Below are 22,483 nucleotides of genomic sequence, written 5' to 3' on the forward strand. Positions count from 1 at the left end.
CATTGTTGGTTTCACTCAACCTTAAACCTTTCCCTTACGGTAAGGTCAATGCTTTCTTAGTCATATAATCTGAAAAACAAAAAAGCGAACCAAGTGGTTCGCTTTTGTTTATCTAAAATCTACAAAAATTAGTCTTCGTAGTTGTCGATACTTGGGCAAGAACAGATTAGGTTACGGTCGCCGTATACGTTGTCTACACGGTTAACTGTTGGCCAGTACTTCGAGTTCTTCGTTGCTTTCGATGGGAAGCAAGCCAGTTCGCGAGAGTAAGGGCGATCCCATTCTGCGCCTGAAAGGTCAACTTGCGTGTGCGGTGCGTTCACTAGAGGGTTGTTGTCTAGTGGCCATTCACCCGCTTTCACTGCTGCCATTTCGTGACGGATTGCGATCATCGCTTCACAGAAACGGTCTAGCTCTTCTAAATCTTCAGATTCAGTTGGCTCAACCATTAGCGTGCCTGCTACTGGGAAAGACATAGTAGGTGCGTGGAAACCGAAGTCCATTAGACGCTTAGCAATATCTTCTTCGCTGATGCCTGTGTCTTCTTTAAGCGGACGAATATCGATAATACATTCGTGCGCTACGCGGCCGTTAGTGCCACGGTAAAGAACAGGGTAGTGAGGACGTAGTTTCTCCATCACGTAGTTCGCGTTCAGAATCGCTACTTTAGTTGCGTCTGTTAGGCCAGGTTCGCCCATCATCGCGATGTAAGCCCAAGAGATAGGTAGAATTGAAGCACTGCCTAAATCTGCTGCTGATACCGCGTAGTCAGAACCTTGTACACCGTTTTCGATGTGACCTGGTAGGAAAGGTGCTAGGTGCGATTTAACACCGATAGGACCCATACCCGGACCGCCACCACCGTGTGGGATACAGAATGTTTTGTGTAGGTTCAAGTGAGATACGTCTGAGCCGATGAAGCCTGGAGATGTTAGGCCTACTTGAGCGTTCATGTTCGCGCCGTCTAGGTAAACCTGACCGCCCGCTGCGTGTACTTGTTCACACACTTCTTTCACTTGCTCTTCGTATACGCCGTGTGTAGAAGGGTAAGTGATCATGATGCTTGATAGGTTTTCTTTGTGTTTCTCGATTTTCGCTGCTAGGTCAGTCATGTCGATGTTGCCATCTTCATCACACTTAACAACCACTACCTTCATTGAAACCATTGATGCTGTTGCAGGGTTAGTACCGTGCGCAGAGCTTGGAATCAGACAAACGTTACGGTGAGCTTCACCGCGGCTTGCGTGGTAACGTTGAATCGCGATTAGACCTGCGTATTCACCAGATGCACCAGAGTTAGGCTGTAGTGAGAAATCGTCGTAACCAGTGATTTCACATAGCTTCTCTTTTAGGTCTTTCGCTAGCGCTGTGTAGCCTGCTGCTTGATCAAGAGGTGCGAATGGGTGAATTGAACCAAACTCAGGCCATGTTACTGGAATCATCTCAGCAGCAGCGTTCAGCTTCATTGTACAGCTGCCCAGTGGGATCATGCCGTGCGTGAGTGAGAAGTCTTTGTTCTCAAGCTGTTTTAGGTAACGCATCATTTGCGTTTCGCTGTGGTGCGTGTTGAATACTGGGTGAGTTAGGAACTCTGATTCACGACGGCAGTTTTCTGGAATTGCGGCAAACTCGTTTGATGCAATGTCAGAAGATAGTGCTTGAACGTCTTCTTTCACGTCGAAGATTGCGAATAGGGCATTCACGTCGTCGACTGTGGTTGTTTCATCTAAGCTGATACCGATTTTGCCAACAAGTCGACGAAGGTTGATGTCTGCTGCTTGCGCTTTTGCGTACAGTGCATCTGTGTTCTCTTCAGAGTTGATTGTGATGGTATCAAAGAAGCTGTTGTTCGTTAGCTCGTAACCCGCTTTAGTCAAACCAGCCGCTAGGATAGCTGTCATGTGGTGTGTACGACGAGCAATAGTACGAAGGCCTTCTGCACCGTGGTAAACCGCGTAGAAAGACGCCATGTTTGCTAGAAGTGCTTGAGCTGTACAGATGTTCGATGTCGCTTTCTCGCGGCGGATGTGTTGCTCACGAGTTTGCATTGCCATACGTAGCGCTTGGTTACCGTGAGTATCGATAGATACGCCGATTACACGACCTGGCATTGTACGCTTATGCTTTTCACGAGTACCCATGAATGCTGCGTGTGGACCGCCGTAACCCATAGGAACGCCGAAACGTTGCGCTGAACCGATGACTACGTCTGCGCCCATTTCGCCAGCTGGCTTAAGTAGAGCAGAAGCAAGTAGGTCAGTTGCAACCGTTACAAGAGTCTTGTTTGCTTGAGCTTTCGCAATGATGTCTGTTAGATCACGAACTTCGCCTGTTGTACCAGGGTATTGAACTAACGCACCAAATACGTCTTGCTCTGGAAGTGTTTCAAGAGCGCCAACCATTACTTCAAAACCGATGTACTCAGCACGAGTTTTAACAACTTCTAGTGTTTGAGGGTGAACATCGTCAGCAACGAAGAATACTTTGCTCTTGCTTTTACCAGCACGCTTACACAGTGTCATAGCTTCGCCAGCCGCTGTAGCTTCATCAAGAAGAGACGCGTTCGCGATTTCCATACCAGTTAAGTCCATTACCATTTGTTGGTAATTCAGTAGAGCTTCAAGACGACCTTGAGAAATCTCTGGTTGGTATGGTGTGTAAGCTGTGTACCAGCCTGGGTTCTCTAAAACGTTACGTAGAATAACGTTTGGAGTGAATGTGTTGTAGTAGCCTTGGCCAATGAAAGTACGTTTCACTTGGTTTAGGTTAGCGATCTCTTTAAGAGAGGTCAGCATGTCCATTTCGCTCAATGGAGCAGCAAGTGTCATTGGTTTTTCAAGACGGATTTGTGCAGGAACCGTTTCGTCGATCAGTGCTTCTAAGCTAGTCGCGTTGATCGCTTCAAGCATTTTTTGCTGGTCTGCTTTATTAGGGCCGTTATGACGAGCAACAAACTCGTTTTGCGTACCCAAGTCTTTCAGTAATTGGCTTTGAAGTAATTCAGTCATGATATGTTCTACTTTCTCTCTGGAGCCGTGAGCTAGCCCCTAAAATTAAGCTGCTCCAAAAGAGCAGCTTTATCGTAATGAGGTTACCTATTAGTCTTCTTCGATAGAGCTTAGGTATTCTTCCGCATCTTTAAGGTTGTTTAGTTCAGATGCATCAGACATCTTCACTTTAACAATCCAACCACCTTCATAAGATTCTTCGTTAATTAACTCAGGGCTATCTTCTAATTCTTCGTTGATTTCTACGATTTCGCCAGAGATTGGTGCGTAGATATCAGAAGCTGCTTTCACTGATTCAACTAGAGAGAAGCTTTCGCCAGCTTCGATTTCGTCTCCAGTGTCAGGCAGGTCAACAAACACAACGTCACCTAGCATCTCTTGAGCGTGCTCAGAAATACCGATAGTCACAGTACCGTCACCGTTGTCTTTTACCCACTCGTGGCTGTCTGCAAACTTTAGTGTATTGTCCATTGCTTATTCTCCAAAAATTTATGAGGTTTTAATTTAAATCTTAAAAACGGTTTAACGGTAAAGAGGGAAGCGCTTGCAAAGCTCTTTAACTTGTTTGCGAACACGTTGCTCAACTTCAGCGTTGCCTTCAGGGCTCTCAACTAAGCCGTCAAGAACATCGCCGATCCATTCACCGATAAGTTTGAATTCTTCAGTGCCAAAACCACGACTGGTTCCAGCTGGCGTACCTAAACGAATGCCAGAAGTAATCATAGGCTTCTCTGTATCGAATGGTATGCCATTTTTGTTACATGTGATCCCTGCACGCTCTAATGCTTCTTCCGTTACGTTACCTTTCAAGCCCTTAGGACGAAGGTCAACCAGCATTAGGTGCGTGTCTGTTCCGCCAGTCACAATGTCACAACCGCGAGTTTGCAACACTTCAGCAAGAACTTTTGCGTTGTCGATCACTGAATCAATATAAGTATTAAATTCTGGGCCAAGTGCTTCGCCAAACGCCACTGCTTTAGCCGCGATAACGTGCATTAGTGGGCCGCCTTGAAGGCCTGGGAACACTGCAGAGTTGATTTTTTTGTTGATGTCTTCGTGGTTCGTAAGAATCATACCGCCGCGTGGGCCACGAAGTGTTTTGTGCGTTGTTGTTGTAACAACGTGTGCGTGTGGTAGTGGGCTAGGGTGAGCACCTGTCGCGATAAGACCCGCGATGTGTGCCATATCAACCATTAGGATAGCGCCAACTTCGTCAGCAATTTCACGGAACTTAGCGAAATCAATAACACGTGGGATAGCACTACCACCAGCAATAATCATTTTAGGTTGGCTTTCGATTGCTAAAGCGCGAACTGCTTCGTAATCGATTTCAAGAGTGTCGCGGTCTACGCCATATTGAACTGCGTTGAACCATTTACCAGACATTGCAGGGCGCGCACCGTGTGTAAGGTGGCCACCAGCGTCAAGAGACATACCTAGGATCGTGTCGCCAGGTTGAAGTAGGGCAAGTTTAACTGCGCCGTTCGCTTGAGCACCTGAGTGAGGTTGTACGTTTACGTATTCGCACTTGAACAGCTGTTTAGCACGTTCAATCGCGATAGCTTCTACTGTATCTACGTGCTCACAACCACCGTAGTAACGACGGCCTGGGTAGCCTTCTGCGTATTTGTTGGTCAGGCAAGTGCCTTGAGCTTGCATTACTGCTTTAGAAACGATGTTCTCAGAAGCAATAAGTTCGATTTGTTCGTTTTGACGAGTGTTCTCTGCTTGGATTCCAGCAAATACTGCGTCGTCAGTCGCAGATAGGTTCGTAGAGAAAAAACTGTCTAAGCTATGGTTTTGGTAAGCGTTCATTGTCGAGACCTTTCATTAAGCTAATGGTGATTGTTTTTATAGTCCATTAGGTCTTACGTTGATTTCTGCATCGGTATCGTTTGCGCTATATAGGTATAGATAAACGTGAATTGCGTTATAAATATACTCTTACAGCGTCTAAGCGATCGTTGTAGGGGCAATGCAGCACGAATTGTTTCCCAAAAAGTTCGGGTAAAAAACAGCTCTTACAAATGTTAAATCTATCATTTGCTGCAAGCTGAAGTAGCATCTCTTCATCTAACAAGTCGATAACATAGCTCCGATAAAATCAATTTTCAACAAAAATTTCCAATAGGAAACAACTTTTCTTGTTTTGCTACGGGGAGCACGCTTTATTTCTCTGTGTGCTCTTTAATCAACAAAGCGCTTCATGCAACAATGAAATTAATAGACAGGAAGCAAAAAATTAATGAGGGACCTATGTCAGAAGACATTTATGATGAGTACCCATCTTTAACGTTGGCGAAGGAAACGTTAGACCAGAATATCGAACCACTTAGGCTTGGCCAGCGTATTAAAGATATCCGCGGCAAGCTTGGGATTACGTTAGAAGAAGCAAGCCAAAGAACAGGCTTGGCTCGCTCTACGCTCAGCAAAATCGAGAACGAACAGATCTCACCGACGTTTCAAGCAATGCAAAAATTGGCGATGGGTTTGCAAATCGATATGCCACAACTCTTTGAGCCACCAAGAAAAAAAGTCGCAACAGGACGTCGCGACTTAACCAAGGCAGGCCAAGGTAAGCCACACCCAACACCGACTTATGAACATGAACTGCTTGCGACTGAGCTTTCTAATAAGAAGATGATGCCGTTTAAAAGCCGCGTGAGAGCACGTACTTTTGAAGAGTATAATGATTGGGTGCGTCATGACGGTGAAGAGTTCTTAATGATCATCTCTGGTGATGTGATGTTCTACTCAGAATTCTACGAACCTGTGCCAATGAGCGAAGGCGATAGCATGTATTACGATGCCAATATGGGCCATATGCTGATTTCGACCAGCACAGAAGATGCACTCATTTTGTGGGTGACTGCAAAATAAGTTAACAAACTTAGAATTTCTTATAGTGAATGCAAACGTTTGCTTTTGTTTCGAACGTTAGCCAATAGACGCGATATTGATGTGAAAATCATCAATATCGCGTTTTTGTATGCATCTATAAATTGTTTTTAAATTGTTAAATGTCACATTTTGAGCTGTTTTAATCTTGTTAAGGGTGTAAAACTCACTCAGGCTTGTTTATTATAGTGAACACGGTTTACTCATGTTGATTGAAGTTTACTGAAGTGAATTCTTAGAAAGTGAGTTGTATGGGATTTGTACAGCTATTCAGATTTATAAAGCTAACAATATAAGCCTATATAAAAGACATCACTTTTTACTATCTACTGTTTCTAACGTTAATCCGTATCGTTAGAGGCGACTCTAAATAGAGATATAAGCGGCAGACTCGATTTTGGACAGCCTGCAACGCTTCATGGAGAATAAAATGACTCAAGAACACGCAAATCAAGACCTACTAAAAACACCACTGCATGCACTTCACGTTGAAGAGGGTGCGAAAATGGTTCCTTTCGCTGGCTACGATATGCCAGTTCAGTACCCACTAGGTGTAAAGAAAGAGCACTTACACACTCGTGACGCTGCCGGTCTTTTTGATGTTTCTCACATGGGGCAACTTCGTCTACATGGTGCAAACGCAGCTGCTGTCTTAGAATCTTTGGTTCCTGTAGATATTATCGACCTTCCTTCTGGTAAACAGCGTTACGCGTTCTTTACTAATGAGCAGGGCGGCATCATGGATGACCTTATGGTTGCAAACCTAGGCGATCACCTATTTGTTGTTGTGAACGCGGCTTGTAAGACACAAGATATCGACCACCTTACTGCGCACCTACCAGCTGACGTAGAAATGGAAGTGATTGATGACCGCGCTCTATTAGCACTTCAAGGTCCTAAAGCATCTGAAGTTCTTGCTCGTTTCCAACCAAGCGTTGCAGACATGCTGTTCATGGATGTTCAAAAAGTCGATATCGATGGCGTTGAATGCATCGTGAGCCGCAGTGGCTACACGGGTGAAGATGGCTACGAGATCTCTGTACCGAACGATCACGCTGAAGCACTAGCGCGTAAGCTGACTTCAGAAGCTGAAGTTGAGTGGATTGGCCTTGGTGCTCGTGACTCACTTCGTCTTGAGTGTGGTCTATGTCTGTACGGTCACGATCTAGATACAACAACAACGCCGGTAGAAGCTAGCCTTTTATGGGGTATCCAAAAAGTGCGTCGTACTGACGGTGAACGTGCAGGCGGTTTCCCTGGCGCTGATATCATCCTTGAGCAAATCGCGACTAAAGACGTTCAGCGCAAGCGTGTTGGTCTTGTTGGTCAGACTAAAGCACCAGTACGTGAAGGCGCTGAGCTGTTCGATGCTGAAGACAACAAGATTGGCGTTGTAACAAGTGGTACTGCGGGTCCTAACGCGGGCAAGCCTGTTTCTATGGCTTACGTTCGTACTGACCTAGCGGTTATTGGCACTGAAGTATTCGCTGAAGTTCGTGGCAAGAAGCTACCAATGACAGTAGAAAAAATGCCATTCGTACCTCAGCGTTACTATCGTGGCTAATCTCTTTTAAGAGAAAAACACCAAGTTTAACGAAAGCCTATTGTTTGGTTCTCTTTATTGGGAAGCCTAACGGTAGGCTTTTTTGTTTTTGGTAGCGTATGTTTTTGTGATCGTATTAGGTTTAGCGTTACCCACTAACAACGGTTACTTAAAATTCGTTTATAAAATGAGATATGTGGCGATATCGTTACAAATACTTACTATAATCACGGTTGTGACGTGTTATGGTGACGATTCATCATTTTTGTAAATAAGTAGTAGGGGTTACAAGGAGTTAACTATGAACGTAAACCATACAATGAGTCCGGTTCGTAAAGCCGTTTTAGGGCTTTTAGCGCCATTGATTTACACATCAAGTGTTATGGCAACGGAAAACACGGACGAAAGTACTCCTGATGTGGGTGTAACACCTTATATTGTGAATGGCAGCGACGCCACAGTAGCTGAGTTTCCTTCGATGGCGAGCTTATTCATTGATCGTATTGATTATGACGGTGTTTACTCAACAGGCCCTTATTGCGGCGCAACCATTTTAGACCAGACCCACATTCTAACCGCAGCGCACTGTATTTACGGTAACGAAGAAGGTCAATTGTTTACTACTGTTGTCCCTCAACTTGAAGATTCGTCTCAATTTCCTAACGGTAACATTCAAAGAGCACGTGTATCCGAAGTTTACTATCGCAGTGATTATTCAAATGCGTTGAGCGACCTATTACGCAATGACGTTGCTATACTTAAGTTAGAAAGCGCACTGAATGTCGACTCAATCAATGATGTTGTTAAGCGTCCTTCAAACGATGATTATCGAATTGGTGTTAATGACTTCGTTGCTGTTGGCCATGGCGATACACGTTCAGGTTTTGACAGTACGACCTTATTGCAAAAAGCATCTCTTAATTATGTAGACAATGCGACTTGTGCAACTGCTTTTATTGATGGTTCTGCATTAACTGATAACCAAATATGTTTTAACGGTGATTACAGCCCATTTAGCGGGCTCTTTAATGGTACTTGTCAAGGTGACTCTGGTGGTCCAGTCTATTGGAAAGATGGTACTGACTATAGACAGGTTGGTATCACTAGCTTTGGGCCAGACACATGTGGTGGAAACTCTACGGTGACATCTGTATTTACTGAAATCCTTGACTATAAAGTCTGGATTGATAGCGTAATTGCTGGAACTGAAACCGCTAAATTTGTTTCTACTGACGCTAAGCGAACAGCTTATGTGAATGCGCGAACTTCATCTGGTTCTGGCAGCAGCGGAGGTAGTGTTTCATTTGGTTTGCTAGGTATGCTGATGTTGATTGCTAGTGTTAGAAAAGCAGTTAAACGTTAGAACTTCAAAATGTTAGAACAAGTCGACGCTTTATCTAACGATAGCGTCGACTTTTTTATTTCTGCAGGTTTATCTGTTTAGTCATTTACCCGCTTAGGTACTTAGCTGCTTAGTACTACAACCGCTTTACGGCTGTATCTTTCTAGAATCTCATCCATCTCTTTTATCGCAGCATTGATGCTTTTAGTCCCACCTTGCGCTACACCTTTTTCATTTTCGTTCAATGCAGAAAAAGCCTGCTTTAATTCCTTACCTTCCAACATGCTCCCGTGTAGCAACACCTCTTTGTAAGTGAGTAGCTTATGTTGTATTGCAATAATTTCTGGGCGGGGATTGTCTGATTCTAATGCGTTACTAATGCAAGGAAATGCCAATGTATAGTGATTCGCAATTTCCAATATGACACCTTTATTATTCGCAATTTGCAATTTTTCTTATTTCCCAACATTTGAGTATTCAAGTTTAGTAGCCTGTACGCTCACGACCGATCTAAGTGTCAAAGTTTATGAAACGTAACGTTTTTTAATAATCGGATAGTATGCCTTTAATTGTGTATGTAAACTGTGGCGAGTCAATATGGTCTGCTTCTTGCTGAAATTAGGTCATAACTGTCTATTGAGGATAAGCCTATGTCACAAGAACCCATAATTATGGCGCTGATTGATCGTAGGAAGCTAGCCAATTTGTCCCAGGAAAAATTAGCCTCAAGTGCGGGAATGAGTTTAAAAACCTATCAACGAATCGAGCGTGGTGAAGCTGATATCAAAATGTCTCAGTATCGTTCGCTCACGAGAACATTGAAAGTCACAGATTTGGATGTGGTACTTGATGTTGTTGGTGCATCACAAGCGACAGCGGAAGATGTAGCAGCGGTCAGTCGTCTGCTGACCAGCGAAGAGCGCATGCTCTTAATTAAATTGATTTTGTCGGTCAAAAAGAAGTAATACTCTCTCTTTCAAGTAAACAACGTAATGGATCTATTCGTTAGTCAAATTGACAGATACCTCTAGGGTAATGTGTTATCTGAGGGCATGAAGCCATCAGTTCACTCTTCCACGCAGCTGTTTGGTGGTGCTATTTCACAGAGAGTTATGGGAAACGTATTACTACTTAATGAGATTTTAAGCCGCAAGGTATTTGCCTATGGGGCTTTTTAGTTTTTGATAAAAGGGTCGGGCAATGGTTTTGGTTGTGTAAATAAAGGAAGGTGGATAATTAAGATTCAACAAGTCAAGATTAAACAATAGCTTATTTATGATATGCGTATGACGCATTACTGTTATAGATCTATATCATTTGTGCTCATTTCATAGTGGTTGATAACCTACAAATACTGAAGCGCAGGGATGTTGCTTAAATTCGTAAATTACAACTTAAGGCAACTTACTATGAAAAAGATAACTTTGATCGTTCTTACTCTTGGTCTGACATCTGGCTTAGCAATGGCTGAAGATTCAGGCTGGCGCTTGGGGGCTGGTGTAGGCCTTAACTCTCTAACTTCTACTCAGAACGGTACAACTACACAAGAAGATGGTGATGTTAAAAGTTTTGATTCTGAGGCTGGTCAGTCTTTTGTAATCGAAGCTGGTTATGATATTAACAAGATCGTTGGTGTCAAAGCTTCAATAAGTAAAGGTACGGCTGAATCTACCAGCAATAAAGTAACTCCTGATGGAACCACTTACGTTGATAACAACGACTATGAATCAACAACGATGACACTATCTACGGATATTGGTTACACTTTCCAAACTCAGTATCTAGATGTAAAGCCATACGCTGAATTTGGTGTAGCTGTTAACAGTACTGATATTAGTGAAATTGATTACGGCTTGTCTCCTGATGGTGCTATTGGAGAAACAGAGAGCGATAACAGTACTGCTGGTGATACAGCAGGTTTTGCTGGTGTTGGTGTTCGTACTACATTTAACAACGGTATCTATGCAGATGTTAATGCACTTAAATACGATGCTGATAACAGCCTAGACAACGAGGTTCAAACTCGCCTAACTGTTGGCTACAAGTTCTAATATCTATTTAAGGTAGCTGGGGGATATACCTAGCTGCCTTGTTATTTAGGGGATTTCAAGAATTGTGTTTTAGGTCTAAGCCTACTTTAGTGAAAAGCTAACTAAATAAGACCGAAATGGCATTTAGAGATGTCTGGCTTCCAGAACTCCTGGCCTTACTGGAAGGCTCATAAATCAATAGCGAAAAGAAACAAACTACTGAACTTTACCTCTTAGGGATTTAGTCTGAGCTTTTCGTTTCTTGGCATCGACTCTTCGCTTTTGGGAGTTGCGTGTAGGCTTAGTCGCTCGTCTCACTTTTTGAACTTTTGTTGCTTCCAAGATCAGTTCTTTCAAACGCACTAAAGCATCATCTCGGTTTTGTTCCTGCGTTCTATACTGCTGCGCCTTAATGATAATCACGCCATCTTTCGTGATTCGGCTATCTTTGTGTGCGAGGAGCTTTTCTTTATAGAAGTCAGGTAGAGTGGAGTGCTTAATATCAAAACGTAAATGTATCGCGCTCGATACTTTATTGACGTTCTGACCGCCGGCTCCTTGTGCTCTGATCGCGGTTAACTGGAGTTCCCAGTCTTGAATCGAAACAGAATTAGATATTTGTAACATAAACATCCATTTTGAACGGTAATATGGGGTCATGATACTGAATATTGGTTATGGTATCAGTAACTTTATTAAAGAGTGGTAGTAGTGATGAAAATAGATTTAACGGCATATGAAGGATTAATCTTTGATATGGACGGTACGTTGATCGATACAATGCCTGCACATGTAAAGGCGTGGCAGCAAACGGCTGAAGAGTTTGGCTTTCATTTTGAAGCGTCTTGGCTACATAGCTTAGGTGGCATGCCGAGTTATAAGATAGCCGGTGAGGTGAACAGTAAATACGGTTTATCTCTCGACCCACAAGCGGTCTCTACGTTTAAGATGGCGTCGTTTGCGGCTATTGAAGACAAAGGAGACGTTATCCCTTGTACTCACTCTCTGCTGTTAGAGCATTTGGGTAATAAGAAGATTGCAGTCGGAACGGGCAGTCAACGTAAAAGTGCCGAACAGTTACTAGATAAGACAGACATCTTGAGTAAGCTGGATATCCTAGTGACAGCAACAGACGTCAAGAATCACAAACCAAATCCGGATACTTTCTTAGATGCGTGTTTTGGTATGGGTTTGCAGCCAAAGCAGTGTGTTGTGTTTGAAGATACGAACTTAGGTAAGCAGGCTGCTCATGCTGCGAATATGGATTGTATTCTGGTGGTAGAAGGGAGCAAACTAGAGTTCTATCCAGCACCAAGCTGATTGAAAGGATTGGGTTGTTAAACCGCCAAACTGATAGCCTAGCGGAACAAGATTGATTTTCTGTTAGGCGATTTCGCTCATTTCGCTGTCTAGGAATAAGCAAACACTGTTTCGACCTGCTGCTTTGGCTTCATAGAGTGCTAAATCCGCACACTTGTAGTTGAGAGCAGGGTCGTTGGTCAGGTTGGTGATTCCGCCACTGACCGTCACCACGTTGTCTAGCTCAATACTGACCGCGATTCTCAATCTGTTAAGCACATATTCAGCTTCTTCAGTTGTGGTATGAGGCAGAATAACGCCAAATTCTTCACCACCAATACGAGCCACAAAATCAGTTTCTCGACACTCACGTTGTAATACCTCAGCAACGGTTTGAATGACGCGATCGCCATAATCGTGACCAAATCTGTCGTTAATGCGTTTGAAATAGTCTATGTCCAAGATCGCTAAGCAAGAGTGTTCGCGAGTAGGGTATCGATTCACACGAGAGCACTCATCTCGCAGCTCAAGATCGAACTTACGGCGATTCCAGCACCCAGCTAAGGCATCTTTTTCGCTCAGGTTTCTCAGTTTGTTTTCTAGCTCTTTATGTTTACTGATATCCACAAATGAAGCGACATAAAACTGAATCACATCGTTTGAATCTTTGATGGTTTGGATTCGTAGTATTTCAGTGATCAAAGATCCGTCTTTACGGCGGTTGACCACTTCGCCTTCCCAAACCCCAGTCTTAGTGATTATGCTCCACATCTTGATGTAGAACTCTTGATTGTATCGGCCAGAGGCAAACATGGATGGTTGGCGGCCTTTTACGTCTTCTAACTCGTAGCCACTAACACGGGTGAATTCTTGGTTTACCTTGATGATACGGTTGTTTCTGTCGGTAATCACTAAGGCAGACATACCATTCATCGCGGCTTTAGCCAGTTGACTATCGATACTGTTCTTCTTGTGGTTACTGTTCCACAATACAAAGCCAGCGGAGATCATCGAAATCAAGAAAGACAAGGTGATGATCTGAACGACAATCGCTTGTTTTTCTTGTCGGTATTGACTGCTGAAATGCTGATTTTCAATGTGAAGAACCATGTAAATAGGGCCTGCAAACTGCTTTATCTTTGGGCTGATGTCCGAGTGGAAATACCAGTTCTTACCATCGAAATAGCTAGACGAAGAGTTGTCTTGAATGTCTTTCCAAAGCGCCGGGTATAGCTTTGCGTACGTTTTGTCTGAACGTGACTCAATTACATGCCCAAATGATTCAGCTGGGTCGGGGCCCATGATGACATGGCCAGTTTTGTTTAGAATGACCGGGACTGCAGCGGAGTCTCCAATTTGGTAATGAAGGCGGTTGTAAATCTCTAGCATGTTTAGATTTGCAATGAAGTAACCAATAATTCGATTCCCTTCAGCGACTGGCGTCATAATGCGAAGCGCCGGCGTTAACGGGTGGATGATTTCTCCATTTTCCATTTCAAGATCAATGCCTCTAGAGCTGACATCGCCAATCTCTAACTTCTGTAGCATCTGGTAGTAATCTCGAGAAGATTTGTTTTGCAGTTCGTTCTCTGGGACGACAGTGGCTCGACCGTCTTTGTAGTTAACACGGAACACTTCGTTGCCGGCTAGATCGAGATAACGAAGCTGAGAATAGTATTTTTGGCCACGAGCTAACATCACCCAAAGATCTTGCAGGGTTTCTATATGGATAATAGAAGGTTCTCGAATCGCTCGGAGTAGTGTTTGAGAGTCGGCGATTGAAGGAACAGAGTTAGAGATTTGCTCAACAATAACAGCGAGTTCATGAAAGCTGTATTCGATCTGGTTCTGGCTGGACTGTTGGATATTTAGCGTGTGCTGAGCTTCAACCCTGTCAAATTCAGAGTTAATGTAGAGGGCAGGGACTAGTCCTAGGGCAAAGATGGTACATAGAAATTGGCTAACTAGTTTTTTTATACTTGTATTCATCACTGTCCTCAAAGAATCAGCGCAATACTATATATTTTATAGGGTTTTTAATGTGATCTTGACCCAGAAGTTAAGACAAGATTCGCATATAACTACGATTTAAGTGCAACTTTTTGCAGTTAAGCTTGATTGTTGAGCAATCACTTCGTTAGTAAATGATTGCTCAATATAGAACACTGCTCCGAAACCTAAGCTAAATTAATCGCGATTAATTGCCGATTATCTAGCTAAGGGCAGCTAGCTTAGGCCAACGATATTTCCTTTACTATCAATATCTAACGACATGAATGCCGGTTTGTCAGGCAAGCCTGGCATGGTCATCACATTGCCGCACAACGCGTAAATAAAGCCAGCACCAGCACACAGTTTTAGTTCTCTAACAGGCACGTCAAATTGGGTTGGTGCACCTTTTTCGTGTGCTTCTGTCGAGATCGATAGTGGTGTTTTTGCCAAACAAACCGATAGGTCGCTATAGCCATGCAGTTTGAATTCAGCCAGTTGTTTTTTAGCCAGTGGAGATAGCGAAATCCTTGCCGCGCCATAGCCAACTTCAGCAACTGCCATCAGCTTTTCTTCTAGGCTTTGCTCTGAGTGATACAAAGGCTTAAATTCACTCTGTTTTTGGCAAGCTTTTACCACGGCGTGAGCCAGTTGAGTCGCGCCTTCGCCACCTTGACCAAATGCTTCGCTTACTTCAACGTTAACGCTTGAGTCGAAGTCGGTGATCATCTGTTTCAAAGCATCGAGCTCTTGAGCTGAGTCTTGTGGGAATCGGTTAATCGCAACAACTGTAGGCACTTGGTATTGCTTAACGTTGTTGATGTGCCATTTAAGGTTCTCAAAGCCTGCAATAAGCGCGTCTTGGTCATCATTAAAGATTGAATCAGGTAACGGAGTACCCGGTCTCAAATCGTATAAACCAGAGTTGGCCTTTAATCCACGTAATGTTGCAACAACCACAGCGCAATCGGGCTTTTTGTTCGACGCTTTCGCTTTTATGTTGCACGCTTTTTCAAAGCCCATATCTGAGCCGAAACCACCTTCGGTCACGACAAAGTCACTCAGTTTTAACGCTATCTTATCGGCAATAATTGAAGAGTTACCATGTGCGATGTTCGCGAAAGGCCCGGCGTGAATTAGGGTAGGAACGCCTTCAAGGGTTTGCATCAATGTTGGTTCAATAGAATCCTTCATGGTTACGGTCATTGCGCCTGCAACGTTGAAGTCATCTGCGGTTAGCGGCAAGCCTTGTTTGTTGTAAGCAAGTACCACTCGTCCGATGCGCTTTCTCAAATCTTGAAGGTCATTGGCTAGAGCAAGAATAGCCATCAGCTCTGAAGCGGCTGAGATATCAAATCCATCTTCTCGCTCAAAGCCGTTAATTGTTTTGTCTGCTTCGTTCTTGCCAACCGTGATCATGCGTAATGCGCGATCATTGTGGTCAAGTACACGTCGCCAAACGATTCTGCTTGGGTCGATATCTAGTGCTTTTAAGCCTGAGCGCGCTTCAAAGGCTTCTAACCCTTCACGCTGCTCATGATACAAACGTGCGTCAATGGCGGCAGAGGCGAGGTTGTGAGCGGCCGTAACAGCATGAATATCGCCCGTCAGATGCAGGTTTAATTGTTCCATAGGGGCAACTTGAGAGTAACCACCACCCGCAGCGCCACCTTTTACACCAAATACAGGGCCCATTGAAGGCTGACGAATACACGCCATTGCTGATTGGTTAATTTTGGCAAGACCTTGAGCGAGCCCAATGGTGGTCACTGTTTTACCTTCACCGAGTGGTGTGGGTGTAATCGCCGTGACTACGACCAATTTACCATCATGTTGGTTAGCGAGACGTTCAAGTGACGTGAGAGACACTTTAGATTTGAATTCGCCTAATGGCTGGTGTTCGTCGTGTTGCAGGCCAGCTTGCTTGGCAACCTCACTGATGTTTTTAAGGGGAGTAGAGCGACAAATATCAATATCAGACAGCATATTTGATCCTTATATCAGAACCGAAAGGTGGTACGTAAACGTTTGCGTGGCGATAGTACTGTATAAATTTGCCAAGTAAAGGCAAACCACACGAATTATGTGCTGGAAGATAACAGATCTAAAGAGTCATTGCGCGAGATCAAATCTTAAACGAGCAAAATATTCGATCTGATTACCTTCAGCTGCAATTATATTGGCGTTGAATACAAAAAGGGCTGCATATAGCAGCCTTTCAAGGAATGGGTAATCTCACTTGGCGTTAACCTTTAAGAGTTAACTGCCTAATAGGGTCGATTAACGATCCCAATATGTTTCTTCTAAGCTATCTTCGCGTTCAGGTAGTGCACGAGAAAGGCGAGGAGAGTGCTGAGTCAACACTTCGTAGCTCACACGGTTTGCGTACTTACAAATTTGAGACAGTGAAGAGTACGTCAGGCAAGCGTGCTCGTGTTTCTCTGAGTTTGGTACATTCACGTGGTGGTAGCTGTTTGCCGCCATGTCGTGAAGTAGTGCTGAAAGTGCACCATCGCCAGCGCCATTGGTGTTCTTAATCTCAAGTGGGCCGCCTAGGTAAGGGCCAATGTGAGAGTACACTTTTACTGGGTCTTTACAGTCTTGCTTACGCATCGCACGGCTGAATTCGTATTTATTGAACTCAGGGATGTTACCCGGTAACAATGGCAGTGTGGTTTCGCGTTTCGCTGGTTCGTCAGTGTAACCTGCCATGTATAGACCAATAGGGCCTGCAGTACATAGAACTAGGTCAACCCACTCAAGTGCCTTGTTAGCAGCCAATAGAGGATCTTTTTCACCCGTTAGTGCTTCACCTTCATCTTCGTTCATCGCGACGATGGTTACGTTTTCTTTCAGGTATTCTTGCCACCATTCAGCGTTGCCTTCGATCACATACTTAGTACCAAGTGTTAGTACAACAGGCACATTGTGCGCTTTCGCGTATTCAATCGCTTTTTGTACCGCTTTTGGCATCGGATCTTCAGGTTTGCCACGCATTAGGTATGACGACACAACCAATGCAGAAGCTTTCTCGAACACTTTTTCAGGAATGCTTTCTGGAAGAAGTTGGTTCATGTGGCCTTCATTGATTGCAAACGTACGTTCGCCATCTTCAGAAATAAGCGTGTAGCAACGACCGATTGGACCATCAACAGTTTGAAGGTGGTTTAGATTCATACGAGAAGAAGTGCGGCAAAGGTAACGATAACCAAATGAGCCAACTTCGATCTTCTTAGACATTACGCCAAGCAGAACAGATTTGCTGTCTGCAAGTACGGAATAATTGTGCAGTGTGTTGCCGATAGTATCGCCAGGGTATTGATGCGTGATCAAACCGCGCTCAACTAACTCTTCATACAGCGCATCTGCTTTACTTTCTTCCAATACCAGTGAGTGACCTTTACTCAGCTCGTATTTTTCTAGGAACGCGTTGTCAACACGGGCTTCGATGTCAACAATCGTTTGACCTATACCGACCACTGTTGCGCGGTGTAGCTTAGGTGTTTGTTGAATTTGGTTGACCAACGGATCACGTGCGTGAGTTGGAAAGTAGTGCTTAGATTTACGCTGTCCAGGAAACTTCATATGAAAAATACAGTGAAAAAATTTTGCCGCATGATATCACATTTTGTTTCTGTTTCTTTCATTTTTATTACATTTTGAATCACCTGCACAATGTCTGTACAGATGATTCGGCTTACTTGTGCTTAAGGCTATTCAGCTGGAACAAGTGTTGCTGGGTCTACGTAAGCCTCTGTACCCCAAAGCGGAACGGTTGAAAGGCTATGCTTGAAACTGCCTTCCGTTTCTTTGGTGGTGTAAGACAAGTAAAGCAGCGACTGATTCTCTGCATCGTAGATACGACGAACCTTCATTGTTTTAAAGAAGATACTTTTCGATTGCTTGAATACCACTTCGCCAGACTTACTCTTGTCTATTTTAGCAATCATTTCTGGTGTAATTTCACCTGTTTGACGACAAGAGATAGAGCTATCACTTGGATCAGAAAGGCTAAGGTTTGCTTCGATTGATGCGATATGACAGGTAACACCTGCGATCTTATCGTCATCTAATGAAGACATCTTGATATCCTTAGATATATAACATATTACGAAACCATTTCTCTGATAGATGAAAATGGTTGTGTTATGCTGTATTTATCGTCATTAAAGCAAGGCAGAACAAGGGATTATTGATGTTTTCATTCGACAAGAGTTTATACAAAGGGATCTGTATCCCTTATGCTCGATTCTCGACAAAGAGCCAATCAAAGGTCGGCAAAAAATCCCTTGAACGTCAGTTAGGCGAAGCAAGAAGATACGCAGATCAGAATAATCTCTTTATCAATGAAGATCTGATTTTCGCTGACAAAGGTGTATCTGGTCGATCTCTCAGTGGCAATTTGGCAAAGGCTTTTAAGAAAGGTCAGATGCAAGTTATGCTTGCTATGCTCGATGATGTTCCAGCCGAAGAAAGGCAGTTTGTCTTTATCACTTTTCACAACTTCGACAGATTCAGTCGTATGTCTCCTGACGATGCTCAAGCCTATTTCAATCTGATTTTACAGAAGGGCTTTAACATCATAACCACCATTGACAATCAGCTCTACACTCGCAATAACAAAAGCCTAAGCAGTATGATTATCAGTATCATTAAAATGACTACTGCTTGGCAAGAAAGCGAAGTAAAAAGTATCTATGTCAAAGATGCGTTAGCACGTAAAAAAGAGATTGTTGATTATCTCTACAATCACGCAAGTCAAAAAGGTAAGCACAAACACATTGGTGTGGTTCAACCGTCAATTCCACGTTGGATTAAGCAAGAGAACATTACTTACGAATATGTTGATCAGAATGGATTGAAAAAGGTTGATACCTTCAAGCGTTTCACTCTTCATGAACAGAAAGCAAAGGTAGTCCAGTATATCTTCGAACTGAGATTAAGCGGTTTGGGTCATACACGAATCAGTCAAAGGTTAAACGAAGAAGGGATACCTGTATTCGATCAGGGTAAATTCAAAGAAGCTAAACGTTGGCATGGATATGCCATACAAAACATTCTTGTGAACGAGAAAGTGTTAGGTCATATCGTTCTTAAATCTTACAAAGAAGAAGAGTTTCTTTGTGAAGATTCTAAGACTTTTAAAAAACGAAAAGTCCCTGTTGATTCAACTGGAAAGCTTCACAACTACTATCCTGCTGCTGTTACAGAAGATGTTTTTATCAGGGCAAATAACGTCCAGTTGAACAAAAAATCTAAACCAAAGCCGATAGGCAGAATCGGAGAGCGAACCAATATTTTTGCTCGAATTATGGTTTGTTCTTGTGGTGGTTCGTTGCAGTATCACAGAACAGTTAAGAAATTCAAAAATCACGAACGTATCAAAGAGTATTTACGTTGTTTGAATGCACAGTATAAAAACAAATGTCATTGTTCTGGTATCAATTATACGGAGATTGAAGAGTCGTTTTTCAGGTTTGTTAATCATTTAGATTTTCGTTCGATCTGTGCGATTGGTGCTGGTTCGGTTGACAACAAAATTCAATCAATTGAAATGCAGATTACTGAAAACAAGGAATTGCTTGATAAATTGTTGTTGGCAAAAGAAGGTTTAAAAAAGACCTTTAATTCAGCAATCGAACAAGGTATGGATGCAACATTCGTTTTGAACTCAATCTCTCAAAATGATGAACAACAAAAAGACGTTGAATCAAAAATTGAGAATTTTGAATTAGAGATTAAAAAATTAGAACTGTCCAAACAAAATACAACAGATGAAATAATCGATATGCAAGCCTATTCGAAAGATTTGAAAAAGGCTGATATGGACACAAAAATTAAAATGAGAAAGAAGATAAACGATTTTCTTTCTTCTCATATCGAACATATGGAAGTTTGCTCAAACAACTACCAAAGATTCGTGATTGTTTGTTTTGGAGATAACATAATCAGAACTTACGCATACTCCGACAATTTTGCATCAGATCTAATGTTTAATTCAATCAAAGTTAACTTTGAAGGGTTAAATGCATCCCAATCAAAATTCCTGTTTGTAAACTACGTCAAAGTGATAAGAGAATCATTGAAAGGTGAACGTGGTTCTGTTTCTCGATTGGATCTGTTGAACGATTTAAAAGAAACAAAAGAGAATTACTATAATCAGTTGGGGATAAAACTATGATCGATATGAGCTTCGACAAAAATTTATACAAAGGGATCTGTATTCCTTACGCTCGTTTTTCGTCTGAGCAACAAGCTGAAATTGGTCGTAAATCCTTAGAACGTCAGATTGGTGAAGCAAAGCGATATGCAATTCAAAACGATTTGTTTCTTAATGATGATCTAATCTTCGCTGATAAAGGTGTTTCTGGTTATGCACTGCAAGGTGGTGTCGCTAAAACATTTAAGAAAGGTCAGATGTTTACAATGCTTTCGCTGCTTCAAAAAATTCCTGCGGAAGAGCGTCAAAATGTCTATATCACTTTCCACAACTTCGACCGATTCAGTCGTATGTCGCCCGACGAAGCACAGAAGCATTTTAAAGAGATCTTGAATCAGGGCTTCAATATCGTAACTACGATTGATGACTGTGTTTACACAAGAAAAGACACTGATATGGATAAGATGATTCTGTCAATCATCCATATGTGTTCAGCTTATTACGAAAGTGAAGTTAAAAGTAAGTATGTTTTAGACGCTTACCAGCGTAAAAGAGATGTTATCGAGTATCTTTACAACTCACCAAGTCAAAAGGGCAAACACAAGCACATTGGGATAAAAGCTTACTGTCCGACATGGATTAAAAGTGAAGAGGTTATCTATAAATATGTTGCTGCTGACGGTAGCGAGAAGCTTGAAGCTTTGTATCAATTCTCGGTTGATGAAACGAAAGCGAAGATTATCAACCAGATTTTCGATATGAAGATAGCTGGCTTAGGTCATACCAAGATCTGTAAGCAGCTAAATGATACTGGTGTTGATACGTTTCAAAAAGGCAACTATCGAAAAGCTAAAAAATGGCATATTTTCTCAATCCATAACCTTTTTAAAAATGAACATGTTATAGGTCACACATTCTTAAATCAGCGTAGAAGCGTTGATTCTTTTGATGAAGGGCAAAACCAGTTTAAAACAGAACAGGTTAAGCAGATAGCCACTGAGAAGCTTCACAACTATTATCCATCTATTGTGAGTGAAGAAAAGTTTCGCTTGGCTATGAAAACGCTTGAAGACAACAAAAGCAGTGATACAAGATCTGAAAGCAAGGATAAGACACATTTCTTTTCGCAACTGATAAAATGTAGTTGTGGTAGTCGAATGGTCTTTAAATCAACGAAAAAGAAGAATGTCAAAAAGGTTGACGATTATTTTGAGTATATGCGTTGCGAACGGTCAATCTTAAATGATGGTTGTGACGCAGAGAATATCAACTACAAGACGTTTGAGCAGCAATTTGTTAAGTATGCTCGACACATAGACATAGATTCAATTGAGAGTGATTTGAGCGAAGCATTGAATGACGAATATTCGTTGTTGTCTGATAAGTTAAGCCATGCAGTAGAAGAACAAGAAAAAGCCATGTTAAAGGCTGACGGGTTGTCCAAAACGTTTAACTCAGCTATAAGCCAAGGCTTAGACGGTTCGTTTGTGATAGAGCAAATAGGAATCAATGACAAGCTATTAGCAAAACTAACTGTTGAAATTGCAGATCTGGAAAGGGAGTTAAGAAACGTACCTCCAACAGAAGCAAAAGTCGAAATTCTGGCTCTGGACAAACAACTTAAATCAACCAACTTTCAAAATGTTCTGGATGCTCGTAAACGCATCAACAAGTATCTGAAAGAAAAAATACGATGGGTAGAAGTTTGTTCAACTAAACATACCAAGTTTGTTCTTGTGTGTTTTGTGGATAACAAGATCAGAACATACGCATTTCAAGACGAATTTGCATGTGATTTGATGTTTAATTCAATCAAAATAAATACAGCAGGACTATCAAAAGAAGTTGCTGATGGGCTGATGATAGAGCTGATTAGAGTTGTAAGAATGTCGTTGCAAGGAAAAACAGAAGTCATTTCGAATTCAGATTTAATAAAAAATATCGCAGAAGTAAAACAGGAATATATTTTTAACTCTCTTAGTTAAAAACACAGTGTATTAATTTACACGTTTTTAAAAGAAACGAAAATGAAGCAAAAGTCAAGTGAAATAACGGAAATATATTGACTTTTTGGAATTAAATCATTATAGTTGTTTGCGTTAACCCGCTCTTCTATCTATCAATAAACAAAGGAAACTAATATATGTAAATAAAAGAGCACCTGATAAAAAGGTGATAAATGACATTAAAAGAAATCCGTGAGGATCACGCAAG

Annotated in this window: 17 protein-coding genes; 8 read left to right on the top strand and 9 right to left on the bottom strand. The window is 42.3% G+C overall.

Annotated features, from left to right (window positions below):
• Positions 1-128: 128 nt before the first annotated feature.
• The 3 genes from gcvP to MSG35_RS13105 all read right to left on the bottom strand — a co-directional run bounded on the left by gcvP (position 129) and on the right by MSG35_RS13105 (position 4,823).
• The gene (gene gcvP, locus MSG35_RS13095) at positions 129-3,008 is read right to left on the bottom strand and encodes an aminomethyl-transferring glycine dehydrogenase (protein ID WP_248384164.1); all 2,880 of its coding nucleotides are present in this window, start codon (positions 3,006-3,008) and stop codon (positions 129-131) included.
• Between the two features lie 90 nt (positions 3,009-3,098).
• Positions 3,099-3,479, bottom strand: a complete 381-nt coding sequence (gcvH, locus tag MSG35_RS13100; RefSeq protein ID WP_004730871.1) for a glycine cleavage system protein GcvH — start codon at positions 3,477-3,479, stop codon at positions 3,099-3,101.
• 51 nt (positions 3,480-3,530) lie between these two features.
• Positions 3,531-4,823 carry a serine hydroxymethyltransferase gene (locus MSG35_RS13105; RefSeq protein WP_059018605.1) on the bottom strand — a complete coding sequence of 431 codons (1,293 nt, stop codon included), beginning with the start codon at positions 4,821-4,823 and terminating at the stop codon, positions 3,531-3,533.
• Between the two features lie 441 nt (positions 4,824-5,264).
• Here MSG35_RS13105 and MSG35_RS13110 point away from each other — a divergent pair, with 441 nt between their 5' ends.
• The 3 genes from MSG35_RS13110 to MSG35_RS13120 all read left to right on the top strand — a co-directional run bounded on the left by MSG35_RS13110 (position 5,265) and on the right by MSG35_RS13120 (position 8,812).
• Complete coding sequence (locus MSG35_RS13110; protein ID WP_017064652.1) at positions 5,265-5,888, top strand: XRE family transcriptional regulator; 624 nt, start codon at positions 5,265-5,267, stop codon at positions 5,886-5,888.
• Between the two features lie 448 nt (positions 5,889-6,336).
• On the top strand, positions 6,337-7,470 hold the full coding sequence (gene gcvT / locus MSG35_RS13115; protein ID WP_048608440.1) for a glycine cleavage system aminomethyltransferase GcvT: 1,134 nt from the start codon (positions 6,337-6,339) through the stop codon (positions 7,468-7,470).
• Positions 7,471-7,750: 280 nt separating this feature from the next.
• Entirely contained in the window at positions 7,751-8,812 is a 1,062-nt protein-coding gene (locus MSG35_RS13120; RefSeq protein ID WP_248384166.1) for a trypsin-like serine protease, read from the top strand.
• Between the two features lie 101 nt (positions 8,813-8,913).
• On the opposite strand, the gene MSG35_RS13125 is transcribed toward MSG35_RS13120, so the two are convergent.
• A complete protein-coding gene (locus MSG35_RS13125) occupies positions 8,914-9,240 on the bottom strand; it encodes a hypothetical protein (RefSeq protein ID WP_248384167.1) in 327 nt (108 codons plus the stop codon).
• Positions 9,241-9,441: 201 nt separating this feature from the next.
• On the opposite strand from MSG35_RS13125, the gene MSG35_RS13130 reads away from it, so the two are divergent.
• Positions 9,442-9,756, top strand: a complete 315-nt coding sequence (locus MSG35_RS13130) for a helix-turn-helix transcriptional regulator (RefSeq protein ID WP_248384168.1) — start codon at positions 9,442-9,444, stop codon at positions 9,754-9,756.
• Positions 9,757-10,200: 444 nt separating this feature from the next.
• Positions 10,201-10,842, top strand: a complete 642-nt coding sequence (locus MSG35_RS13135) for an outer membrane beta-barrel protein (protein ID WP_248384169.1) — start codon at positions 10,201-10,203, stop codon at positions 10,840-10,842.
• A 195-nt stretch (positions 10,843-11,037) separates the two neighbouring features.
• On the opposite strand, the gene arfB is transcribed toward MSG35_RS13135, so the two are convergent.
• On the bottom strand, positions 11,038-11,448 hold the full coding sequence (gene arfB / locus MSG35_RS13140) for an alternative ribosome rescue aminoacyl-tRNA hydrolase ArfB (protein ID WP_248384170.1): 411 nt from the start codon (positions 11,446-11,448) through the stop codon (positions 11,038-11,040).
• 87 nt (positions 11,449-11,535) lie between these two features.
• On the opposite strand from arfB, the gene MSG35_RS13145 reads away from it, so the two are divergent.
• Positions 11,536-12,141 (top strand): beta-phosphoglucomutase family hydrolase, encoded by a 606-nt coding sequence (locus tag MSG35_RS13145; RefSeq protein WP_048660224.1) that lies wholly within the window; start codon positions 11,536-11,538, stop codon positions 12,139-12,141.
• Positions 12,142-12,204: 63 nt separating this feature from the next.
• On the opposite strand, the gene MSG35_RS13150 is transcribed toward MSG35_RS13145, so the two are convergent.
• From MSG35_RS13150 to MSG35_RS13165, 4 genes are all read right to left on the bottom strand, one after another.
• Complete coding sequence (locus MSG35_RS13150; protein ID WP_248384171.1) at positions 12,205-14,109, bottom strand: diguanylate cyclase; 1,905 nt, start codon at positions 14,107-14,109, stop codon at positions 12,205-12,207.
• Between the two features lie 237 nt (positions 14,110-14,346).
• A complete protein-coding gene (locus MSG35_RS13155; RefSeq protein WP_248384172.1) occupies positions 14,347-16,095 on the bottom strand; it encodes a formate--tetrahydrofolate ligase in 1,749 nt (582 codons plus the stop codon).
• A 294-nt stretch (positions 16,096-16,389) separates the two neighbouring features.
• Positions 16,390-17,694, bottom strand: a complete 1,305-nt coding sequence (locus tag MSG35_RS13160) for an inosine/guanosine kinase (RefSeq protein ID WP_017059838.1) — start codon at positions 17,692-17,694, stop codon at positions 16,390-16,392.
• A 128-nt stretch (positions 17,695-17,822) separates the two neighbouring features.
• The gene (locus MSG35_RS13165) at positions 17,823-18,248 is read right to left on the bottom strand and encodes a CreA family protein (RefSeq protein ID WP_348983485.1); all 426 of its coding nucleotides are present in this window, start codon (positions 18,246-18,248) and stop codon (positions 17,823-17,825) included.
• A 56-nt stretch (positions 18,249-18,304) separates the two neighbouring features.
• Here MSG35_RS13165 and MSG35_RS13170 point away from each other — a divergent pair, with 56 nt between their 5' ends.
• Positions 18,305-20,290, top strand: coding sequence for a recombinase family protein (locus MSG35_RS13170; protein ID WP_248384173.1), 1,986 nt, complete (start codon positions 18,305-18,307; stop codon positions 20,288-20,290).
• Positions 20,287-22,254 carry a recombinase family protein gene (locus MSG35_RS13175; RefSeq protein WP_248384174.1) on the top strand — a complete coding sequence of 656 codons (1,968 nt, stop codon included), beginning with the start codon at positions 20,287-20,289 and terminating at the stop codon, positions 22,252-22,254. Before MSG35_RS13170 ends, MSG35_RS13175 begins: the two co-directional genes overlap by 4 nt.
• Positions 22,255-22,483: the final 229 nt, after the last annotated feature.

Source organism: Vibrio sp. 1CM23M, assembly GCF_023161755.1.
Lineage (GTDB): Bacteria > Pseudomonadota > Gammaproteobacteria > Enterobacterales > Vibrionaceae > Vibrio > Vibrio coralliirubri.